A 17,262-nucleotide genomic window follows, 5' to 3' on the forward strand; every position below is an offset into this window, starting at 1 on the left:
ATATTATACCACTACAGTTATCCTGCCCACATCCAGAAAATGAACAGAGTTGCCCAGATAGCTTGTAGCGCGGCGCTAAATTTTATGAAACGATGAGGAGCAGATTTTGCCATCAACATGAAGCAAGGGAAAAGCACTACCAGATAACGGGTCATGCTCATCCAAATAAATTCACCTGTCCCGGCGCGAGTGAGATAAACCAGCAGGCTTGTGCCAATATAGATAAGATATTGGCGTGGCAATTTGCGCTGCCACCACACAATGGAGAAGCAAATAAATATTACCAGTGTAACCAAATCCAGCACATTATAAATTAGGTTACTGACATTGGAAGGGTTAAACATGGCAATAAGACCACCAAAGAATGACTCCCACGGGGGCGCAAAGCGCACGCTCCAGATTATTGAAAGGTGGTTGCCAAAATTGTGGTCGCCCAGCATAAAATAGACATAGAAGAAGTATAACGCCAGCAAGGAAGGGGCTAACGCCAGCGCCAGCACGTTACGATCCAGTTTTCGCCATTTCCAATCGCGCTGTTGCAAATAGAGATAGCCCAACGGGAGAATCAGAATAAAGCCTTGAATGCGAGTGATGCCAGCTAATCCTGCCAGAACCGCCGCCAGCACCCAACGGTCTTTCTCACCGTAATAGAAAGCAGCGCAAGCCAGCGCCAGATACAGCGATTCGGTATAACCGCCCAACAGGAAGAAAGCGCCGGGAAATACTGCCAGCCACACCAGCGTTCCACGGGCAATTTCATCATCAAATATTAGGGCAGAAAGGCGATACAAGTAGAACATCGCCGCCAGATAAGCGATGTTGGAAACCAACAAGGCGGCGAGCATGTGTTGTCCTACCAACAATTTGCCTAGAATCGCAATAAGAAGGGGATAGAGGGGTGGGAAATTAGTAGTGCCATTCCCTATATCGTAGCCAAAGCGAGCGATATGGATATACCAGTTGGTATCCCATCGTTGCCACGGTTGCAAGAAAAAGAAACCGGGACCCCAGAAATTGGGGTCTAGGTCGCGTAGAAGACTCGCACCCATAGGAGGTTCAACCGGAGCTAGAATCACCAGCGCTGCCCCCAAAGCGAAGAGCAGCAACCGATGAGTCAAATAGATATGCCAGCAATAGGCGAATACGGGGTCAGCCATTAATCTATGCCACCAGCGGGCAATCAAACCCTGTGGCTGTTCCATTACGGCATTATTTGACACCGAGGCATTCGCCAGCTTTTGTCGTACTTCCAAATTCGCTGTCCCCACGCCGGTTAGTAATAATACCTGTGGGCAGCAGGTAGTATGCCACTAACCCAGTAGTAACGCTTCAACCTTTTTGTGCTCTGCTTCCGAAAGCGCCATTAACTCGGAAGCGGCAAAATTCTCAATTGCCTGTTGCGGAGTTTTAACCCCCACAATCATAGTCGAAATGGCAGGCTCATCCAGCACAAAACGCAAGGCAGCTTGAGTCATTGTGCGTTCCTTATTTTGAAGGAACATGAGCTTTTGAGCTAGGTTGATTTTATAAGTGCGATAGTTTCCGGGCCAACTTGCCCTAATATCGCCCTTTTCATAATGGGTATCACGTTGCTGCTTACCGGTTAGGAAACCGCTAGCCAGTGGTTCGCGAGCGATGATGCCAATATTATTTTCCTTAGCCAGTGGGAATAACTGATCTGCGGGGTTCTCGCTCTGAATCATAGAAGTAAGGTTATAAACCAGTTGCAGCGTAGCAGGCTTGCCTGACTTGATACAAGCAATTCCTTCTTGAACACTGTGATTTGAAACACCGTAATGGCGAATCAACCCTTCCTTCTTAAGTTCGTCCAGCACCTCGAATACCTGACCGTCTTCAATTACCGGACGGCTAGGGTTGTGTAGCTGGTAAAGATCAATGTAATCACGTTGCAGCCGCTTAAGGCTTTCTTGTATTGCTTTACGGATGTAAGCACGACTGAAATCAACAACGATTTTACCGCTATAGAAATTGCCGCCTACCGTAGTTGCAATAATAACATCATTAAGCTTGCCAGCCGCTTTTAAGCCCTGACCGAGTACAGTTTCACTATGCCCATAGCCGTATACATCAGCCGTATCAAAAAAGTTACAGCCAAGCTCAAGCGCTTTCGCAATCGCTTTTGTAGAAGTCTCGTCATCGGTGGGACCATAACTATTACCGTGGTCGTTCCCTCCAATAGCCCAAGTACCGAATCCAATCTCAGAAACAACTAACCCTGTACGACCAAGCGTCTTATATTTCATTGTCGCATCCCTGATTTAGTAACCCTTATAGTCAATCTCGCCTCTCTTATTCGATTTTATCACAATTGAAGATAACGCGCACACGTCCATTAGTCTTAATTTTGTGCATTTATACCAAAATACTCCAAATGCCGGAACAGTTGCCAATATAAAGCCAGTTGGTCTTTGCCAGAACCCGAATCCCGCGCACGCTATGAGAAATCACTAGATAGCCTTTTTCCGCGAACAAGTTTAGTAAAACACGTGAAATGGTGTATTATGTTTGCACAATTATATTAAGAACAGTTCCTGATGAATATCAGAAAGGAATAGATAAATGCTAGCCTCTCTCCCTTCCACCAGTGAGGAAATAAAAAACTGGAAATGGGACGATATAGCCCCCTTTTATGAAGAACTCGAAAAGCGCGAGCTAAACGCTGGAAACCGGGAAAAATGGCTGGCTGATTGGACAAGCCTGAGCGATGTGGTAATGGGTTACTTTGCGCGTCTCAAGGTAGATGTCAGTTGTAATACAGCAGACACCGGGCTTGAAAGTGAACTTAACGATTGGTTGCAAAATAACTTACCGCCTTTGCGTTCCGCCGAAAATCGTTTGATTCGTAAGCTGTTGGAATCCGGTCTAATTCCCAGAGGAATGGAAATTCCCCTTAAGAAAATGAGGGTTGCCAACGAAATTTTCCGAGAAGAAAATCTGGCATTGATGGCAGAAGAAGCGAAACTTTCGAACGAATATGCCAAAATCAGCGGGGCACAAGCAGTTAAGTGGAACGGGGAAGAACTAACGCTATCCCGTTTGCGTCTGGTGCAAATGGAACGTGACCGTGAAAGCCGTGAGAAAGCCTGGAAAGCCGATTTGCAACGCCAATTGCAGGATCGCGAGGCTTTTAACCAACTTTGGGTGAGAATGTTGGGACTGCGCCAACAGATTGCCGCCAATGCCGGGCTTGGCAGTTACACTGAGTATAAGTGGAAACAGCTTAACCGATTTGATTACACACCGGAAGATTGCCATACTTTCCACAAAGCTATTCTGGAAACGGTAGTGCCTGCTGCCACCCGCGTTTATGAACGGCGCAAGAAACAACTGGAAGTAGAGGCATTGCGCCCGTGGGATCTTGAAGTTGAAACCCGCGATTTGCCACCGCTTAAACCGTTTGAGAATGGAGAGCAATTACAGAAACGCGCCGAAGTAGTGTTCAAGAAAGTGGATGGCGATTTGGGCGAATATTTCGCCACCATGCGCCGTGAGCAATTACTCGACCTAGAAAACCGCAAGGCTAAAGCGCCGGGTGGTTATTGCATCGGGCTATTTGTACAGGGAAAACGGCGCCCCTTTATTTTCATGAACGCTGTAGGCACACAACGTGATGTAACCACGATGCTGCATGAAGCGGGGCACGCTTTTCACGCTTTCGAAACCGCCAAGTTACCCTACCACCAGCAGCGTGGAGTAGGCAGCGAGTTCAACGAAGTCGCTTCGATGGCAATGGAGTTACTTGGTGCGCCCTATCTGCATGAAGCTGGATTCTATACCCAAGAAGAAGCGACACGGGCGCGGGTAGCACATCTCGAAAAGATTTTGCTGTTCTGGCCCTATATGGCGGTAGTGGATGCCTTCCAACTTTGGGCGTACGCAAACCCCGATGAAGCCGCTAACCCTGCCAACTGTGACCACAAGTGGGGCGAATTGTGGGATCGCTTTATGCCGGGTGAGGACTGGAGTGGTCTAGAAGAAGAAAAAGTTACCGGTTGGCATCGTAAATTACACATCTTCCAGCATCCCTTCTATTATGTGGAATATGGAATGGCACAACTAGGCGCGGTGCAGGTATGGGCTAACTCCCTGAAAAATGCGAATGAAGCAGTGCAGGCGTATCGGAACGCGCACCGCTTAGGTGGAACAGTCTCATTACCCGAACTATACGCCACTGCCGGGGCGCATTTCGCTTTCGATATACCCGCACTCCAAAATGCGGTGGATTTGATCGAGCGCACCATTACCGAACTGAGCAAATAAAGAAACAGGGTGGGAGTTTTTCCTCCTGCCCTGCCTTTTTCTGGCGATTCTGCTTTGCTATTTCAGTGTTTAAGCGTTGAAATGAATTCATCCAAAATTTTGTTGAACTCGTGGGGCTTTTCCACATGCATATTGTGCCCGGTAGCATCCATTATTTTCAGTTGCGCTCCCGGTATATTTTCCGCTAGATAATGCGATAATTTGGGTGGCATTAGTAGGTCGGCAGCACCACCGATTACCAGAGTTGGAATTCTCGGTAATTTTTCTAACTCAACGGTTATATCAAAATTACTACAAGCCATAAAATCCCCGTAAGCAATCTCAGGAGGCATCGTCAATTTCATATTATGGCTCTTGAGTTTCATTTCAGGAGTAGCCGCAGAAGTGTAGGCATAATCAATTAGCAGGTCAATTGTAGCTTTGTAGTCAGTTTGCAAACCCTCAAGGATTTTGGGGCTAACGCGCATTTTTGCGCCGCCACCCACCAGCACAATACCTGCCAGAAATTCTTTGCCAAACATCAAAGCGTATTTAAGCACAATCGAACTACCCATTGAATGTCCTACCAACAGAACTTTGCGGGTTTCCTTGTCCACGTTATGTTCGGCGCGAATATAATCGTGCAACCAACGCGCATAATCATCTACCGTTGAACGTCCCTCAGCTTCTACAAATTCGTAGGGATGGTGTCCCGGTAGGGTAACCGCTTCGGCGTGGGCAAAATAACTGGTCTGAGCATCCCATGCGGCGGCGGTTTCACCCGCACCATGCACAAAAACAATTCGCAAACCGGTTTCCTGGGCTTTATGTTCGCTCATCACTACTCCTTAAAGCAAATTTGTAAGGACTTTCGCTCGTGCAAATCTTGCAAGTTCATTTTCGCCTCAAATTTGATGAATTTTAGTTTCAGAAACGAAAGTCCTAAATAGAAAGACATTTTTTAAGCTATCTAATCGTTTCAACTGCTAAAATCTTCTGTTCCACATATTCCTTGAAAGACTCAACACTGGTAAAAAACTTATAACCGAATCGGTTGGCTATTTCCTCTACTTCATTAGGTTCGTCAATAAGTAGTGTTACCGGTTCACTAAGCCCCTCTTGAAGTCCACGTGGCCAAGCAATATCTAAATTAGCTAGTTGTTGGTTAGTTTGTGGATCAACTAATTCATATCGAATTTCTCCTTCTGAAAGTTGCTTGCTTAACACCCATTCGTTACACTCTCTTAAAACTTTAGCTTCTTCATCATCCGCAACACTGCCCGGTACTACTGGCATAACCCTGTCCAATATAGAGATAGTTACTGGCATCTCTGGTACGTATCCATTAAACAGAGTGTCCAAAAACTCGTTAGCCGCTTTAGCTAGCAATTCTCGACGTGCCGAAACAAAGTCACGATATCTATTTACCTGCCATAATTCCTTGTCCATTGGTATCCAACAAGACTCCAGAACACCGGGATGTCTATTAACGATTTCAGGTAAATAATCTGCCGGGTCACGATCTGAAATTTTTAGATTGCTAACCTGAGTTAAAAAGGTGTAATTTGCTAGAGTATTTACTTCTGCTCGGCTGTAACCATTTTTATATAACAAAGCTTTAGGGAAAATGTGATGTACCTGCAAACGATTGAGATTACCCAATAAATGGCTAGACATTTCAAGCCCTGAACCCCAATCTTTGGCATGCCATACCCTTGTCATCATGTATAAAAGTGGGTAAAAGCGTGAACTGGTACTCCAAGTAATAAAATCTCTTGAATTTAGGCGTAAATCCCTTCGTTCTTTACGCAGCTGCTCAATTAATCTATCTAATGCACCCTCTAGCGGATTTAGCAAAGCGAGATCCTGATTTAATACCGACTCAGTTGATCCAGCATAACGCCCCCACAATAGCGTGTGTATATACCAATAAAGTAATTTGTCACGTTCCTTGTAATCGGCTAAAACCCCGCCTTTTAGGAATAAAAACCTTGCTAGCACTGGAAAAGAGTAACGGCTGCTCAGTACATCATCATGGTCGAGACCGAGCCTTGCAGAAATCAGATTCAAAAGATTATCTATGGCATTCTCTGCATTTTTCAAACCATCTTTCACCTGTGAAATATTATCAACTTTGGTATCAAGTGCGGAAAAGAGGGCTTCTCCGGTAGTCACAGTGTTAACACACCGCAATAGCCAATCCATACGAAAGTAGAAACCTGCCACTGCCCATTTGTTCAATCGTTTCTTCAATTCATCGCGGGCATCCGGCCACTCGGCACAAATTTTAGCGAGTGCCAAGTCACCCTTTGAAAGTTTTGTTCCTCCACTATTTACGCGATTAAAAATATCTACAACCACATCTACTGTTTTATCTTCGCCTGTGACCTGTTCCACATGCAGATCAATATTTTTAATGTTATCTATAGCTGTGAGACGGTTGATATATTTGCTAAGGTTGGGGATAAATTGAGGGTCCGTTGCCAGCTTTGAGATAAATTCGCCAGACCCTTTCTGCAAAAGTTCTGTTACATTTATCCATAATGGATTTCCTTTCATCTTTAAGGAGGCGTAAAACTCAAACTCTTCTTCTTCCAAATTGAAATACAAATTTGTGAAAGCTTCTTTATTGCCCTCAAAGAATTTAGGTGGATTGCCTCGTATAAGCCCATAAAGTGAAGTTATACGTTGTTGACCGTCTAGTAGAAGTTCTACCGAACCCGGCGCAAGTTTATTATCTCCTTTGACATTTGCTCCCTCTGTTTTAGTTACCCACACCAGCAAACCGCCCACCGGATACCGACGGTAAAGGGATTGTACAAGCCCCTTTACCTGAGCACGATTCCACACATAACCACGCTGAAATTCTGGTAAAGCCATTGCGCCAATATCAATTTGGTCGAGAATAGTTGCGATCTTCATAAATTGAGTTCCCACCATTCAATAAATTAGAAATTTGGCATTTTATAATTGTAGAACTTTTGCTCAGTAAATATTCTACGTTCAAATGACTGATTATGCGAATCAAATCTTGAGCGTAGAAACGAAAGCCCTACTTATATAAATTTGCGTTCGCTAAAGATTTCCCGCTTAAAAGGTAGAAGATACAGGAAATCAGCATATATTATTTATCTTTAGGGCGTTTTATTGCCTTATAGGCGCGGTGCAACACAAAAGTAGCAGTGTCTGTAATGCCTTTTCTGCTTAAAAGCTCTTTCTGCTGCGCAGCAATAACTTCCTCTAAGTGTTTTATATGCTCATTTTTAACCGAAATTTGAGCCTCACAATGGGAGGCATAATTGCTTAACTCTTCAAGATTGGGATGAACCCCATTGGTCTGGACAGGTTTAGCTTCCAAACGACTCGTTACAATTGCCAAAGAGTCTTTCAAAGCTTCAATCTGGTTCAATGCCCATTGCAAGCCATGTTCTATCTCTTGCATCCGAAGACCAAAGCTTCGGGAAACCTCGTTTTTAAGATTTTTCTCTATTTTTAGCCCGGTGTTCTCAAATGCGCGGGCAATCTCTATCATATGGAGATTATCTTCCCGACTTACCAAGCTTTTACCGAGTACAAGATAATCTAACCCGCTCTGGAAAAAACCTACCAAAGCATCTTGGGCGCTGGCAACAATCGGCTCATCATGCACATTAAAACTGGTATTGATCAGCATAGGGAGTCCGGTTTTAGCTTCATACTTATCAATGATAGCATACAATTCTGGATTAACAGCCTTATCAACAAGTTGTGGGCGGGCGGTTCCATCCACGTGAACAACCGCCGGGCTGCTTTCTTTCACTTCCGGTTTACACTGTAAACAGATGGTCATAAATTCAGCCGCATGCGTTGAGCCGCTTAATTCCACCTCATCGAATAACTCAGGTGCGTTTTCAGCTTTCAGGATAGGCGCAAAAGGCATGAATTCAGTCCGACGCAATTTCTTGTTGAGCCAATCATTCACGCTTGGATCAGTCGCCTGATAAAGAATGCTCCTATTACCCAACGCGCGAGGACCGAATTCCATATCGCCGGTGGTGCGAACAACGATTTTGCCTTCGCTCAATAATTGAGCCACAAGCTCAGCCTCATCTTCAATAACCGAAAAATTCACGCCCAATTTGCCAAGTTCTTCAGGCTGATCGGCTATAATCGAACCACCCACATAGAGCTTGCGAAGTTTTTCCCGATAGAGCGAACAGCCGGTAGCCTCAGACCAGCGCAAGGCAGCTGCACCTAGCGATACGCCTTCATCACCCATGGGAGGGCAAACAAAAATCTTCTCAAAACCTAATTGTCTTTTGATTTCCAGATTAACCTTGACATTGGCAAAAAACCCGCCAGCCAGAATTATGGCTTTGGCATTGTAGCTCTTCATAGCCTTGGAAATGATTGAAAGGGTCTTTTTTTCAACCAGTCGCTGAACTGAACGAGCAATATCAATATCGGTATAATCTTTCAATTTATTGCGGTAATATTGGGCAAGCCCCCGATCAACCTCAAAAGAAGGCGCGTTTTCGGGTACCAGATAATTAACCCAGAAGGTTAAAGGGATTCTATAGGTGGTAAGTTCACCGAATACGTTCCATACAGCTTCTTCACAAGCAGGGTTATCTTTGCCATAGGCAGCTAACCCGGTTATTTTACCTTCGTGAAGAGCCGGTCTGAAGCCAAGCAAAGCGGTTACATCGGCATAAATCCCGCATAGCGCATTGAAATGCGATACCGAAGCCATGTGTAGAGGTATGATTTCGGTAGGAGTAGCTTTGTAAATACCCATATTCCAAGCACAGTTTGCCGCCCCATAATCGCTGGTAACAATCATTGCCTCTTCAATACCAGCCATATAATAGCCAGCCGCCGCATGTGAAAGATGATGGTCGAAATAGTGCAAGGGCTTGTCAAATTTTCTATAAATTTCTTTCCAGTTATCAGGGAAAGCAGCAATATCATATTGCGGGGTAGGTCGGGCAAGCAATTCGTCTTTGTAAACCTCATCAAAATTGCGTAAATCCGCACGCGGTAGCTCTTCCAAATAAGGAATAGAAATTTCATCAATAGTATTCAGATCAACCCGGTTGAGGGCAAGACGAGGAAAACGCCCATCTTTCTTTAAACGACTAAACCGCTCTTCACTGGCGGCGAATATAAGATTACCACTTTTATCTATAAGCGAAACTGAGCTATCGTGAGTACCGCTATAGTTTATACCCAAGAACACGGTTTTAAGTTCTCCTAACTTTGGTTGAAGCAGTTCTCTCTTATGGAAATATAAGCATATTTGTGCTTCTTGAATCACCCTATCGCAAAATCATTATAAGGACTAGGGGGATACTTGGCAATTGCGGGGTACTCTCTGAGTAAGCTGAGGCTAATTTCGTTTAAGCAACATAAATTCACCCTGTTCTGCCTGAATCTTCCAAGCAGGGTCGGCAAGCACTTCTTTGACTAAATCCATTTCTTTACCGCCATCGCCACGTTTCCAAGCAAATATATATTGCGCGTCTTTTTCCGGGTGCATCGAATAGAGGGTCATTCGCTTGAAGAGCCATAGACCCTGACGGGGGGGAACTAGTGGTGCCCAAGTATTGGTGATAGCCAGCGGCGCATCGTTTGGTATTTGCGCTAACAAAGCTTTGCCATCTGCCCATTGAGGCTGTTCTTTTATCAGTTGCTTGAACTTATTTGGACCGGCTATATTTACCGCTAACGTAACTACCAGCGCAACTGCAAGCAGTAACGGCACGGTTTTTTCTTTTAGAAAGCGCGTAAGACGAAGATTGTATTTTATTTTCTCAAGAGTAAAGATTGTAGCAGTTACAAGCCATGGCACTATCGAACCCTGATAATGATAGTCGAAGGCATTCCATTGGGTAGAGCGGGTTGAAAGCAGATTCAAAGCTAATGAGGGCAGCGCCATCAACAATACGGTTGGGCTACCCAACGGCAGAAACAGGAACGGCAAGAGCAAGCAAGGGATATACAATAACTTATCGGTCAGAACCTTGTCAGTAGGAATCAAAGCGGATAAGCCTTTTACCGGGTCAGTTATCGCGTTAAACAAGGTGGCTTGTGGCGAACCACCCGGATAGTTTTCGCCCAGCGCAATTGTCCCCGCTGCGGCGTTGGCAGGGATAATCAGATAAACCGCTACCCCAAACCAGATTGCCCCAAGCAATGCCGGACTCGCTATATACCGCCAGCCTTTTCCTTGCTGCCTATGTTTGAGCCAACCATACAAGGCTAACATTATCAGCACCAGCCCGTTTTCAGGGCGACACATTAATGCTAGTACCGAGAAAGTGATAAATTGCGAGAAGCCATTTTTTTCGTAATAGTAAAAGGCGAACAGCAGAAAGCTCATGGCAAAAGGGCGCTCACGTAACTCGTAGAGATTGCCGTTCTGCACTGAAAGTAGCAGTAGATATAGCAACGCTATGCCCAAGCCAGCCCATTGGCTTTGTAGCCGTTCGCGTGCTAACCAGAATACGGGCAGCGCACCCAACGCCACCACCACCGTTTCTACCAACAAAAGCATTAGGGGGGACTGCCATAGGGCATAAAAGGGCGCAAGTAAAGCATAAACCAACATCACATCGGTGCCTAGCAACGATCGGCTGAAATCGGTGCCGGACACCTCCAGAAACCGCCCGTTGAGCGTGTTCCAAGTAGCCTGTTGGTAAAACGCAAGGTCAAAGCCATCCAGATAGTGGTTCAAGCGAAAAGCTAACAACCACATAATGACGGCTACATAAGCCGACATCAAAAGCAGGAGCAAAAAATAAAATCTACCCGCAACAAAGGCTGCGGGTAGATCTGAAAAAGCTTTTCTTCTTTCGGCAAATGCCATTAAAAAGTTACCGGCTTTACTTTTAGTTACCTTCGTAATAGCCAATAACATCCATTACAACGTTGCAATTGCGCTGAGTAGCTAAGCAAATATAGCCGGGATTAGCATCAGATGCAGTCGAAACTTTGCAATAGAAGGTAACGGTACTAAGTGTACTGGGATTAGCAGTAACAAACGCAACACCGCGGGTAGAATCCGCCATCGGAAAAGAGGAATTTCTCTTCCAGAGAGTAGCATAATTGTATGTATCGCTGGAATAGACGGTCATGATACCAAAAACACCGGCAACGCCAGTGGCAGGGATAGCGCCCATTCCCCAGATTGGAATATTTTTGGTATAGGTAGCATTTGTCTCAATACCGGATGGTACACCGTTGGGCGCGCCAACCGCTTGGAAACCGACCATTCTGACACCAGCAGCAGTATTTACACCTGACTCAGTATCGAAAACACGCACCGGGCTATCGAGGAAGGTCAGGTTGCCCAAACCCTTATTGTCCAGCAATTTGCGCCATTTTGAGGGAGTCCCAGACTGACCGGTGGCATAGCAATACCAAAGTGCACCGTTAGAATCTACGTATAATTCACCTTGCTGGTGATAGACTGGAGTTACAGTATCATCAGCTGGAGCAGTGGTGGAGCCAGTCGCAACAGCCGCAGGCTCAAGATAAACATTCGCGAAACCGCCCTTCATGAATTTTCCGGCATAACCTTTAGTACCGGGGGTAGCTTCAATTGCATTATCAGAAGGGGTTTCGGCGTGTGCATTATTAGCAAAATTGCTTGCCACCAGTGATAAAGCACCGATTCCGGCAACTCCGCCGGCTAACTTCTTAAGCATACGACGGCGCGATGTAGGAGCCGCACTAGCTTCAAAACGGCTATTTTCAGATGCCGAGAGTTGACCGCGCAAGAATGAAGCCTCATCTTTATAATTCTTGAGTTCGGTTTCTAGCGCCTCCAGGCGTTTCCATAATGCCTCATTTGTCAGATCAGGCTGGTTACGATCCTGTTGATTAAATGCCATCGAAGAATGCCTCCTGGTAACTTTCGGGGGTAAACCCGATAAGCTAATGAATTTACGCAGAACAAACTTAGAATTGAATTATTACATTAATATATTATGCAACCTAATTATAGACCTTTCATATAGAGTTATAATAATCTATTAATTTGAGCATTGCAACTTTTGAAGGTGACAGAATATTCAGATAATGTAGCCAATATTGACTATTTTTAGTGTTCAAAACGCTAAAAAAATGGTATCATACATAAATAAATATTGCAGTCTCATTATTACGATATATTTCAAATTGGTAATCATTTCAAGAGAGATTCAGGGAATGAGCCTTCCCGAAGAGCAAAACAAGCCAGAAACTTATACCAATAAGTCCAAAAAAATCAGGTACGATCTGGCTAAAATTCGCGCATCTGAGCCTCCACGTATTTTGCTGGTAGATGATGATTCCGCTACGCAGGAAAGCCTTGCTTATGTGCTGCGTAAGGAAGGCTACAAAGTAGCAGTTGCCAGCAACGGTGAGGAAGGCTTGCATTTGCTGGACGAGTTTTCGCCTGATGTTTTGTGTATTGACTATATGATGCCGGGAATGGATGGTCAAGAACTAGCAAGACGAATACGCGACCGCCATGATTTGCTTTATATCCCCATAGTAATGCTAACTGCCGCCGGAAACATCGAAAGCATTAGGCTTGCCAGCCTGAATAGCGGGGTGGACGCTTATCTGAACAAACCTATCTCCAAAGAAGAGTTGAAAGTCACCATTGTTAGCATGTTGCGGATTAAAGCCGCACAGGACAAAATGCTCGAAGCTTTGGATAAGGTTGCCGAAGTTCAGGATGAATTACTTTTGTATGAGCGGGAGAAAAGCCAACTTGAAGCAATTCAAGGGATAATTGCCGCTTTCACCGGAGAACTTACCCAACCTTTGAAAGTAGCTATGATGGCGGTTGATAAGTTAACCGGGTTGGTGGAACAGGATACCGAAATAAGCTTCGAATCAAAAACCAGCAAGGAAATATACCTCAAAATCATTAAAGATGCTCTTGGGAAAGCACAATCAGCTCTGTTACGCCTGAGCGAGGAGAAACAGGTACATTAGTGTTCTCCCGGCGCACGTTGCAAAAGCTCACTCTGGTACTTTTTCTATTTCTGCCAATATTTCTATTAGCTGGCTGTTCGCTGGATCGAAAGGAAAGCGAAACCCGCTGGTTTGTGGTAGCAGTTGATCAGAGTCTGGAACAGGATGGCTTAATCACAAAACTTATCCCTACCTTTGAAAAAGAAAACAACGTAAAAGTTAAGCTGCTTCCAGTCGATACCAGCGAAGCAATACGCTATGCTAAAGCAGGCGGCGTGGATGTTTTGTTGGTTAGTGGTGGGGATGAGCTACTCAAGTTCGCAGGAGAAGCGCCACCAGTCAAGCCCTTTTCTGGTATCCCCGACCCGACCCCAACCGCAGCCCCGCAACCAACCCCAACGCCTACCGCCCTACCATTTGAAATGCCCTTTGCCGAACGAAAACAGGTGCTATGGAGTCAACTGGTTATGATAGCGCCTGCCAACGACCCTGCCGGAATTGCCTTGCAACCTAATGTGGCGAAAGGACTTCAGCGCATAGCCGACCTTAATGCACTCTACTTTGTAGCAGGACGAGAACCGGGATTGATAAGTCAAGTAGAAAACCTCTGGAAGTTGATGGGTAAATACGATATCCCATCCCGTGGTAAGGGCTACAAGGTAGAAGATGTAGGCATGACCGAGTTATTGCGTATAGCCGAGAACGCACACGGTTATGCAATTATACCGCTTAATGTGTACTTAAATAATCGACAAGAAGGTAAATCAAAAATCATTTTTGATAAAGATTATGCGTTATATTTAGGCTATGAAGCAACGATTCGCAATTATATCAGTATCCCCGGTCAGAACATTAATCTTTCTAGAAAGTTTGTGGACTTTCTGCAATCAGACTCCACCCAAAACATTATTACAGACTATACTAATGATAATGGTCAAACCCATCCATATCGCCCCTACTGGTTCCCAGTCTACATTCCACGTTAACTTAAACCATTGACCCTGTTTCTAGTACCTGCTGGTACTTTTATACTATTTCACCTTAATATGTATGTTTCCCGGCAACTTTTACCTTTTTTACGCATTAATAGAGTATGTCGCAGTTTTCAAGGAAATATTAACAATACGGACAGGGCAATATAAGTCAGACCATCGTCACTACCAACATACTACCAAAGTAGTATAGCTTAAATCACAAATCCCAGTAAAATAATAATTAATAGTTAGTTCAGTATAAAAGTGAAATTCATCACAGCAGCGCGTTGATATTTCTGGTTAAATACATGCGGCATTAACCATTTTTGGCAATTCTCGGCTACCTACCCCAATTAAACATTGTAAAGGGTGAGGGTGTAAAAATGATAGTACAACAAGTTAGAACACATAAAACTTACTCCGGTTTCTATCTTCTGTCTCTTTTAGCACTTGCATTATTGGCATTGGCTGTTCTTATACTGTTTTTCTTCAATACCAGCCGAACAAGTGCTGATACATCGGGTAATTATGTCGAATTTCGCAACGACCTTAACCATTTTTCTATCAGTTACCCGGCTAATTGGCAAGTAAATGCAGGAAATGAGAAAGCCGGGGTCACCACCATTACCTCAATGTTACCGGTTGATGTACAAGAAGGCGGGTTGATTGACCCAAACCGCTATCGCCAGAATACCGGCGTTGACCCAATGCAAAACTTTAGCAAGATTGATGTGCTAAGTTACGCAGTGGAAAGCGGTGCTAACGTGCGTGATTTCGTAACTGCCCATGCGCCCTACGGAACAACCGGAAACTTCACCGAAGAGACGGTGGATGGTGTGACTGCATTGCGCTTGGATGTTAATATGGCAGAGGCAACCGCAGGACACGAGATGTCGAAAATCTACACCAGCGTTTATTTAACTAAAGGCAATCGTGGCTACATTATTGCAGGGTTCGCTTCACCGGATACCTTCAGTAAGATAGTAAGCAGCTTCAAAGCTTTTTAGATAAATAACAAGAAAGTATTCTCTAGCAAGGGGTGCAATGCCCCTTGTGTTTTTGGTTTGAGTATAGGAGATTTTTGTTAGAGGGGATATGTTGCCTTTGCTATTCGATTGGTTTTTCTGAGGCAGCAATTGTTAGATTTTCTCCGGTACTGGCAAGAAATACCTCCAGCGAAAGCTCGATATGAAGTCGTGTAATACGTTCAGCCGCTACAGGGTCGCCAGACCTTATCGCTTCCAATAATTCGCGATGTTCAGCTTCAATTTCGGCAGTACGCCACGCTCCCAACCAGATGTTATGGAAGGGCATGCGCTTCCATAGGTCGGTAATCAATTGCTTAAGTAAAGGCATTGCCGCTTCCTCATACAAGAGCAAATGCAAAGTGCGGTTCAGGTTCGCTGCTTCCTCTATATTCTTATTATCTATAGCGTGGTTCAAACCTTGCTGAATTTCTTCAAGCTGTTCTAGCAAACGGGTTCGCCGCGAATCATCGCCTTTCAAACGTACCACCGCTTCTTTGGCGGCATAGGCTTCAAGCAAGGCACGCAAGCGGTAATATTCAACCGCTTCCTGAGCAGTCAGGCGTGTTACAAACACACCTTGATGCGGCACCGAAGTAACCAAGCCTTCCGCCTCTAACAAACGCAAGGCTTCGCGCACTGGCGTGCTGCTTATCTGGAAACGTGCCGCCAGTTCTTCCTGCCGCAACTTTTGACCGGGCTGTAATTCGCCACTGGCTATCGCCGCCCGCAACTGTTCCACTATATAATCCCGTTTGAGGAAATAGCGCACCGTTTCGCTCATTTTAACCTCGTACCGATGCGGAAACCTGATCCGGCGTTACAACCTGTGGTTCTTTTTCCTCCGGGTGCAATAGCCAACTAAGAAACATTACCCCTAACGGCAAAAGCGCAATCACAAACAAGGTTTGCCCCAACCCGGCAAAGTCGGCATATTTGCCTAACGCTGCGGCACCTAACCCGCCTGCACCAAAACCTAAACCCAGAGTCAAGCCGGATGCCAACCCGATATTATCCGGCATAGTCGCTTGTGCCATCACCACCGTGAGCGAGGAAGCCGAAATAAGCGCAGCGCCTGCAATCGCCAACGAAATTACCTGAATAAAGCCGCTTGAATTAAGAAATACCAGTAAAGTGGCAAAGGTAATTAACATCGAGCCGATCATAATTGTACGAGTGCCGAGGGTATCGGCTAAGCGTCCGCCTAATAGCGTACCCGCTGCACCCGCAAAAAGAAAAGCGGAAAGCAGAAATGCGCCGTATTCCTTGCCACCCGCTTGGGTGACAAAATAGAGTGGGATGAAGGCTACCATCCCGGTTTGAATAACCGAGCGGAGGCTGATAACACCCATCAAAATTGCCATTGTAACCCGCACGCTCTGCCCATTCGATACTATCACTCTGGTTTTTTTCTTGCCTATTTGACGCGCAACAGCCGCCGCCCGGTAACGGGAAAGCAGCGGTTGCAAACGCAAAAGAGCCAGAAAGCCGATTGCGCCCGGTATGAGCAAAGCCAACGCGCCGGGAGTACCGAATATTGCCACCATAAAAGTGAGATATATCGGACCGAGCGTAAAACCGAGATTGCCGCCTACAAAGAAGAAGGAAACCCCGGTTGCTTTGTTAGGTCCGCTCACATAATTGGCGTTGCGCGAGCCTTCCGGATGGTAAGCCGCTGAACCAAGCCCGCTAAATATCACCGCCAGCAATACCAACCAGTAATCCGGCATGAACAAAACCAGTACCATGCCTACCGCTGCCATTACGCAACCAAGTGGCAGTAGCCATGCCAGTGGTTTTTTATCGCTCAATATTCCGAATAGCGGCTGAATAAAAGAAGAGGTGAGGCTATTAAGAGTAATAATCAGAGCAGCAGCCCCGTAATCCAGCTTGAAAGTAGCGTAAAGAAAAGGGATCATCACCGCCAACGAACTGGTTTGCATGTCAACGGTCAAGTGCCCAAGCGCCAATGCGCTCAAGCCTATTTTACTGGTTTTGTATTCCACTACCTATACTCCTGAAAATTATAACCCTGCAAGCGAAGGGATTTTTAGATA

General features: G+C 45.3%; 13 protein-coding genes. 4 read left to right on the top strand and 9 right to left on the bottom strand.

The features are described 5' to 3' along the window. Positions 1–17 precede the first annotated feature (17 nt). Both OZ401_RS16560 and OZ401_RS16565 read right to left on the bottom strand, forming a co-directional pair. The gene (locus OZ401_RS16560) at positions 18–1,253 is read right to left on the bottom strand and encodes a glycosyltransferase family 39 protein (protein WP_341471553.1); all 1,236 of its coding nucleotides are present in this window, start codon (positions 1,251–1,253) and stop codon (positions 18–20) included. A gap of 57 nt (positions 1,254–1,310) precedes the next feature. Beyond that, complete coding sequence (locus tag OZ401_RS16565; protein ID WP_341471554.1) at positions 1,311–2,264, bottom strand: aldo/keto reductase; 954 nt, start codon at positions 2,262–2,264, stop codon at positions 1,311–1,313. A gap of 316 nt (positions 2,265–2,580) precedes the next feature. Here OZ401_RS16565 and OZ401_RS16570 point away from each other — a divergent pair, with 316 nt between their 5' ends. After that, a complete protein-coding gene (locus OZ401_RS16570) occupies positions 2,581–4,281 on the top strand; it encodes a M3 family oligoendopeptidase (protein ID WP_341471555.1) in 1,701 nt (566 codons plus the stop codon). Between the two features lie 62 nt (positions 4,282–4,343). Here OZ401_RS16570 and OZ401_RS16575 read toward each other — a convergent pair whose 3' ends face one another. The 5 genes from OZ401_RS16575 to OZ401_RS16595 form a co-directional block, all read right to left on the bottom strand. Further along, positions 4,344–5,099 carry an alpha/beta fold hydrolase gene (locus OZ401_RS16575; RefSeq protein ID WP_341471556.1) on the bottom strand — a complete coding sequence of 252 codons (756 nt, stop codon included), beginning with the start codon at positions 5,097–5,099 and terminating at the stop codon, positions 4,344–4,346. 127 nt (positions 5,100–5,226) lie between these two features. Continuing rightward, positions 5,227–7,182 carry a GmrSD restriction endonuclease domain-containing protein gene (locus OZ401_RS16580; RefSeq protein WP_341471557.1) on the bottom strand — a complete coding sequence of 652 codons (1,956 nt, stop codon included), beginning with the start codon at positions 7,180–7,182 and terminating at the stop codon, positions 5,227–5,229. Positions 7,183–7,384: 202 nt separating this feature from the next. Further along, positions 7,385–9,478, bottom strand: a complete 2,094-nt coding sequence (locus tag OZ401_RS16585) for a carbamoyltransferase C-terminal domain-containing protein (protein WP_341471558.1) — start codon at positions 9,476–9,478, stop codon at positions 7,385–7,387. Between the two features lie 150 nt (positions 9,479–9,628). Beyond that, positions 9,629–11,107 carry a DUF2079 domain-containing protein gene (locus tag OZ401_RS16590; protein WP_341471559.1) on the bottom strand — a complete coding sequence of 493 codons (1,479 nt, stop codon included), beginning with the start codon at positions 11,105–11,107 and terminating at the stop codon, positions 9,629–9,631. A gap of 22 nt (positions 11,108–11,129) precedes the next feature. Then, complete coding sequence (locus OZ401_RS16595; protein ID WP_341471560.1) at positions 11,130–12,134, bottom strand: hypothetical protein; 1,005 nt, start codon at positions 12,132–12,134, stop codon at positions 11,130–11,132. 316 nt (positions 12,135–12,450) lie between these two features. On the opposite strand from OZ401_RS16595, the gene OZ401_RS16600 reads away from it, so the two are divergent. The 3 genes from OZ401_RS16600 to OZ401_RS16610 all read left to right on the top strand — a co-directional run bounded on the left by OZ401_RS16600 (position 12,451) and on the right by OZ401_RS16610 (position 15,187). Continuing rightward, a complete protein-coding gene (locus OZ401_RS16600) occupies positions 12,451–13,227 on the top strand; it encodes a response regulator transcription factor (protein WP_341471561.1) in 777 nt (258 codons plus the stop codon). After that, entirely contained in the window at positions 13,227–14,192 is a 966-nt protein-coding gene (locus tag OZ401_RS16605) for a substrate-binding domain-containing protein (RefSeq protein WP_341471562.1), read from the top strand. The genes OZ401_RS16600 and OZ401_RS16605 overlap by 1 nt, the downstream gene beginning before the upstream one ends. A gap of 371 nt (positions 14,193–14,563) precedes the next feature. Further along, entirely contained in the window at positions 14,564–15,187 is a 624-nt protein-coding gene (locus OZ401_RS16610; protein ID WP_341471563.1) for a PsbP-related protein, read from the top strand. 100 nt (positions 15,188–15,287) lie between these two features. Here OZ401_RS16610 and OZ401_RS16615 read toward each other — a convergent pair whose 3' ends face one another. Further along, complete coding sequence (locus OZ401_RS16615; protein WP_341471564.1) at positions 15,288–15,989, bottom strand: GntR family transcriptional regulator; 702 nt, start codon at positions 15,987–15,989, stop codon at positions 15,288–15,290. Position 15,990: 1 nt separating this feature from the next. After that, entirely contained in the window at positions 15,991–17,211 is a 1,221-nt protein-coding gene (locus OZ401_RS16620) for an MFS transporter (RefSeq protein ID WP_341471565.1), read from the bottom strand. Positions 17,212–17,262 lie beyond the last annotated feature (51 nt).

This window comes from Candidatus Chlorohelix allophototropha (assembly GCF_030389965.1).
Lineage (GTDB): Bacteria > Chloroflexota > Chloroflexia > Chloroheliales > Chloroheliaceae > Chlorohelix > Chlorohelix allophototropha.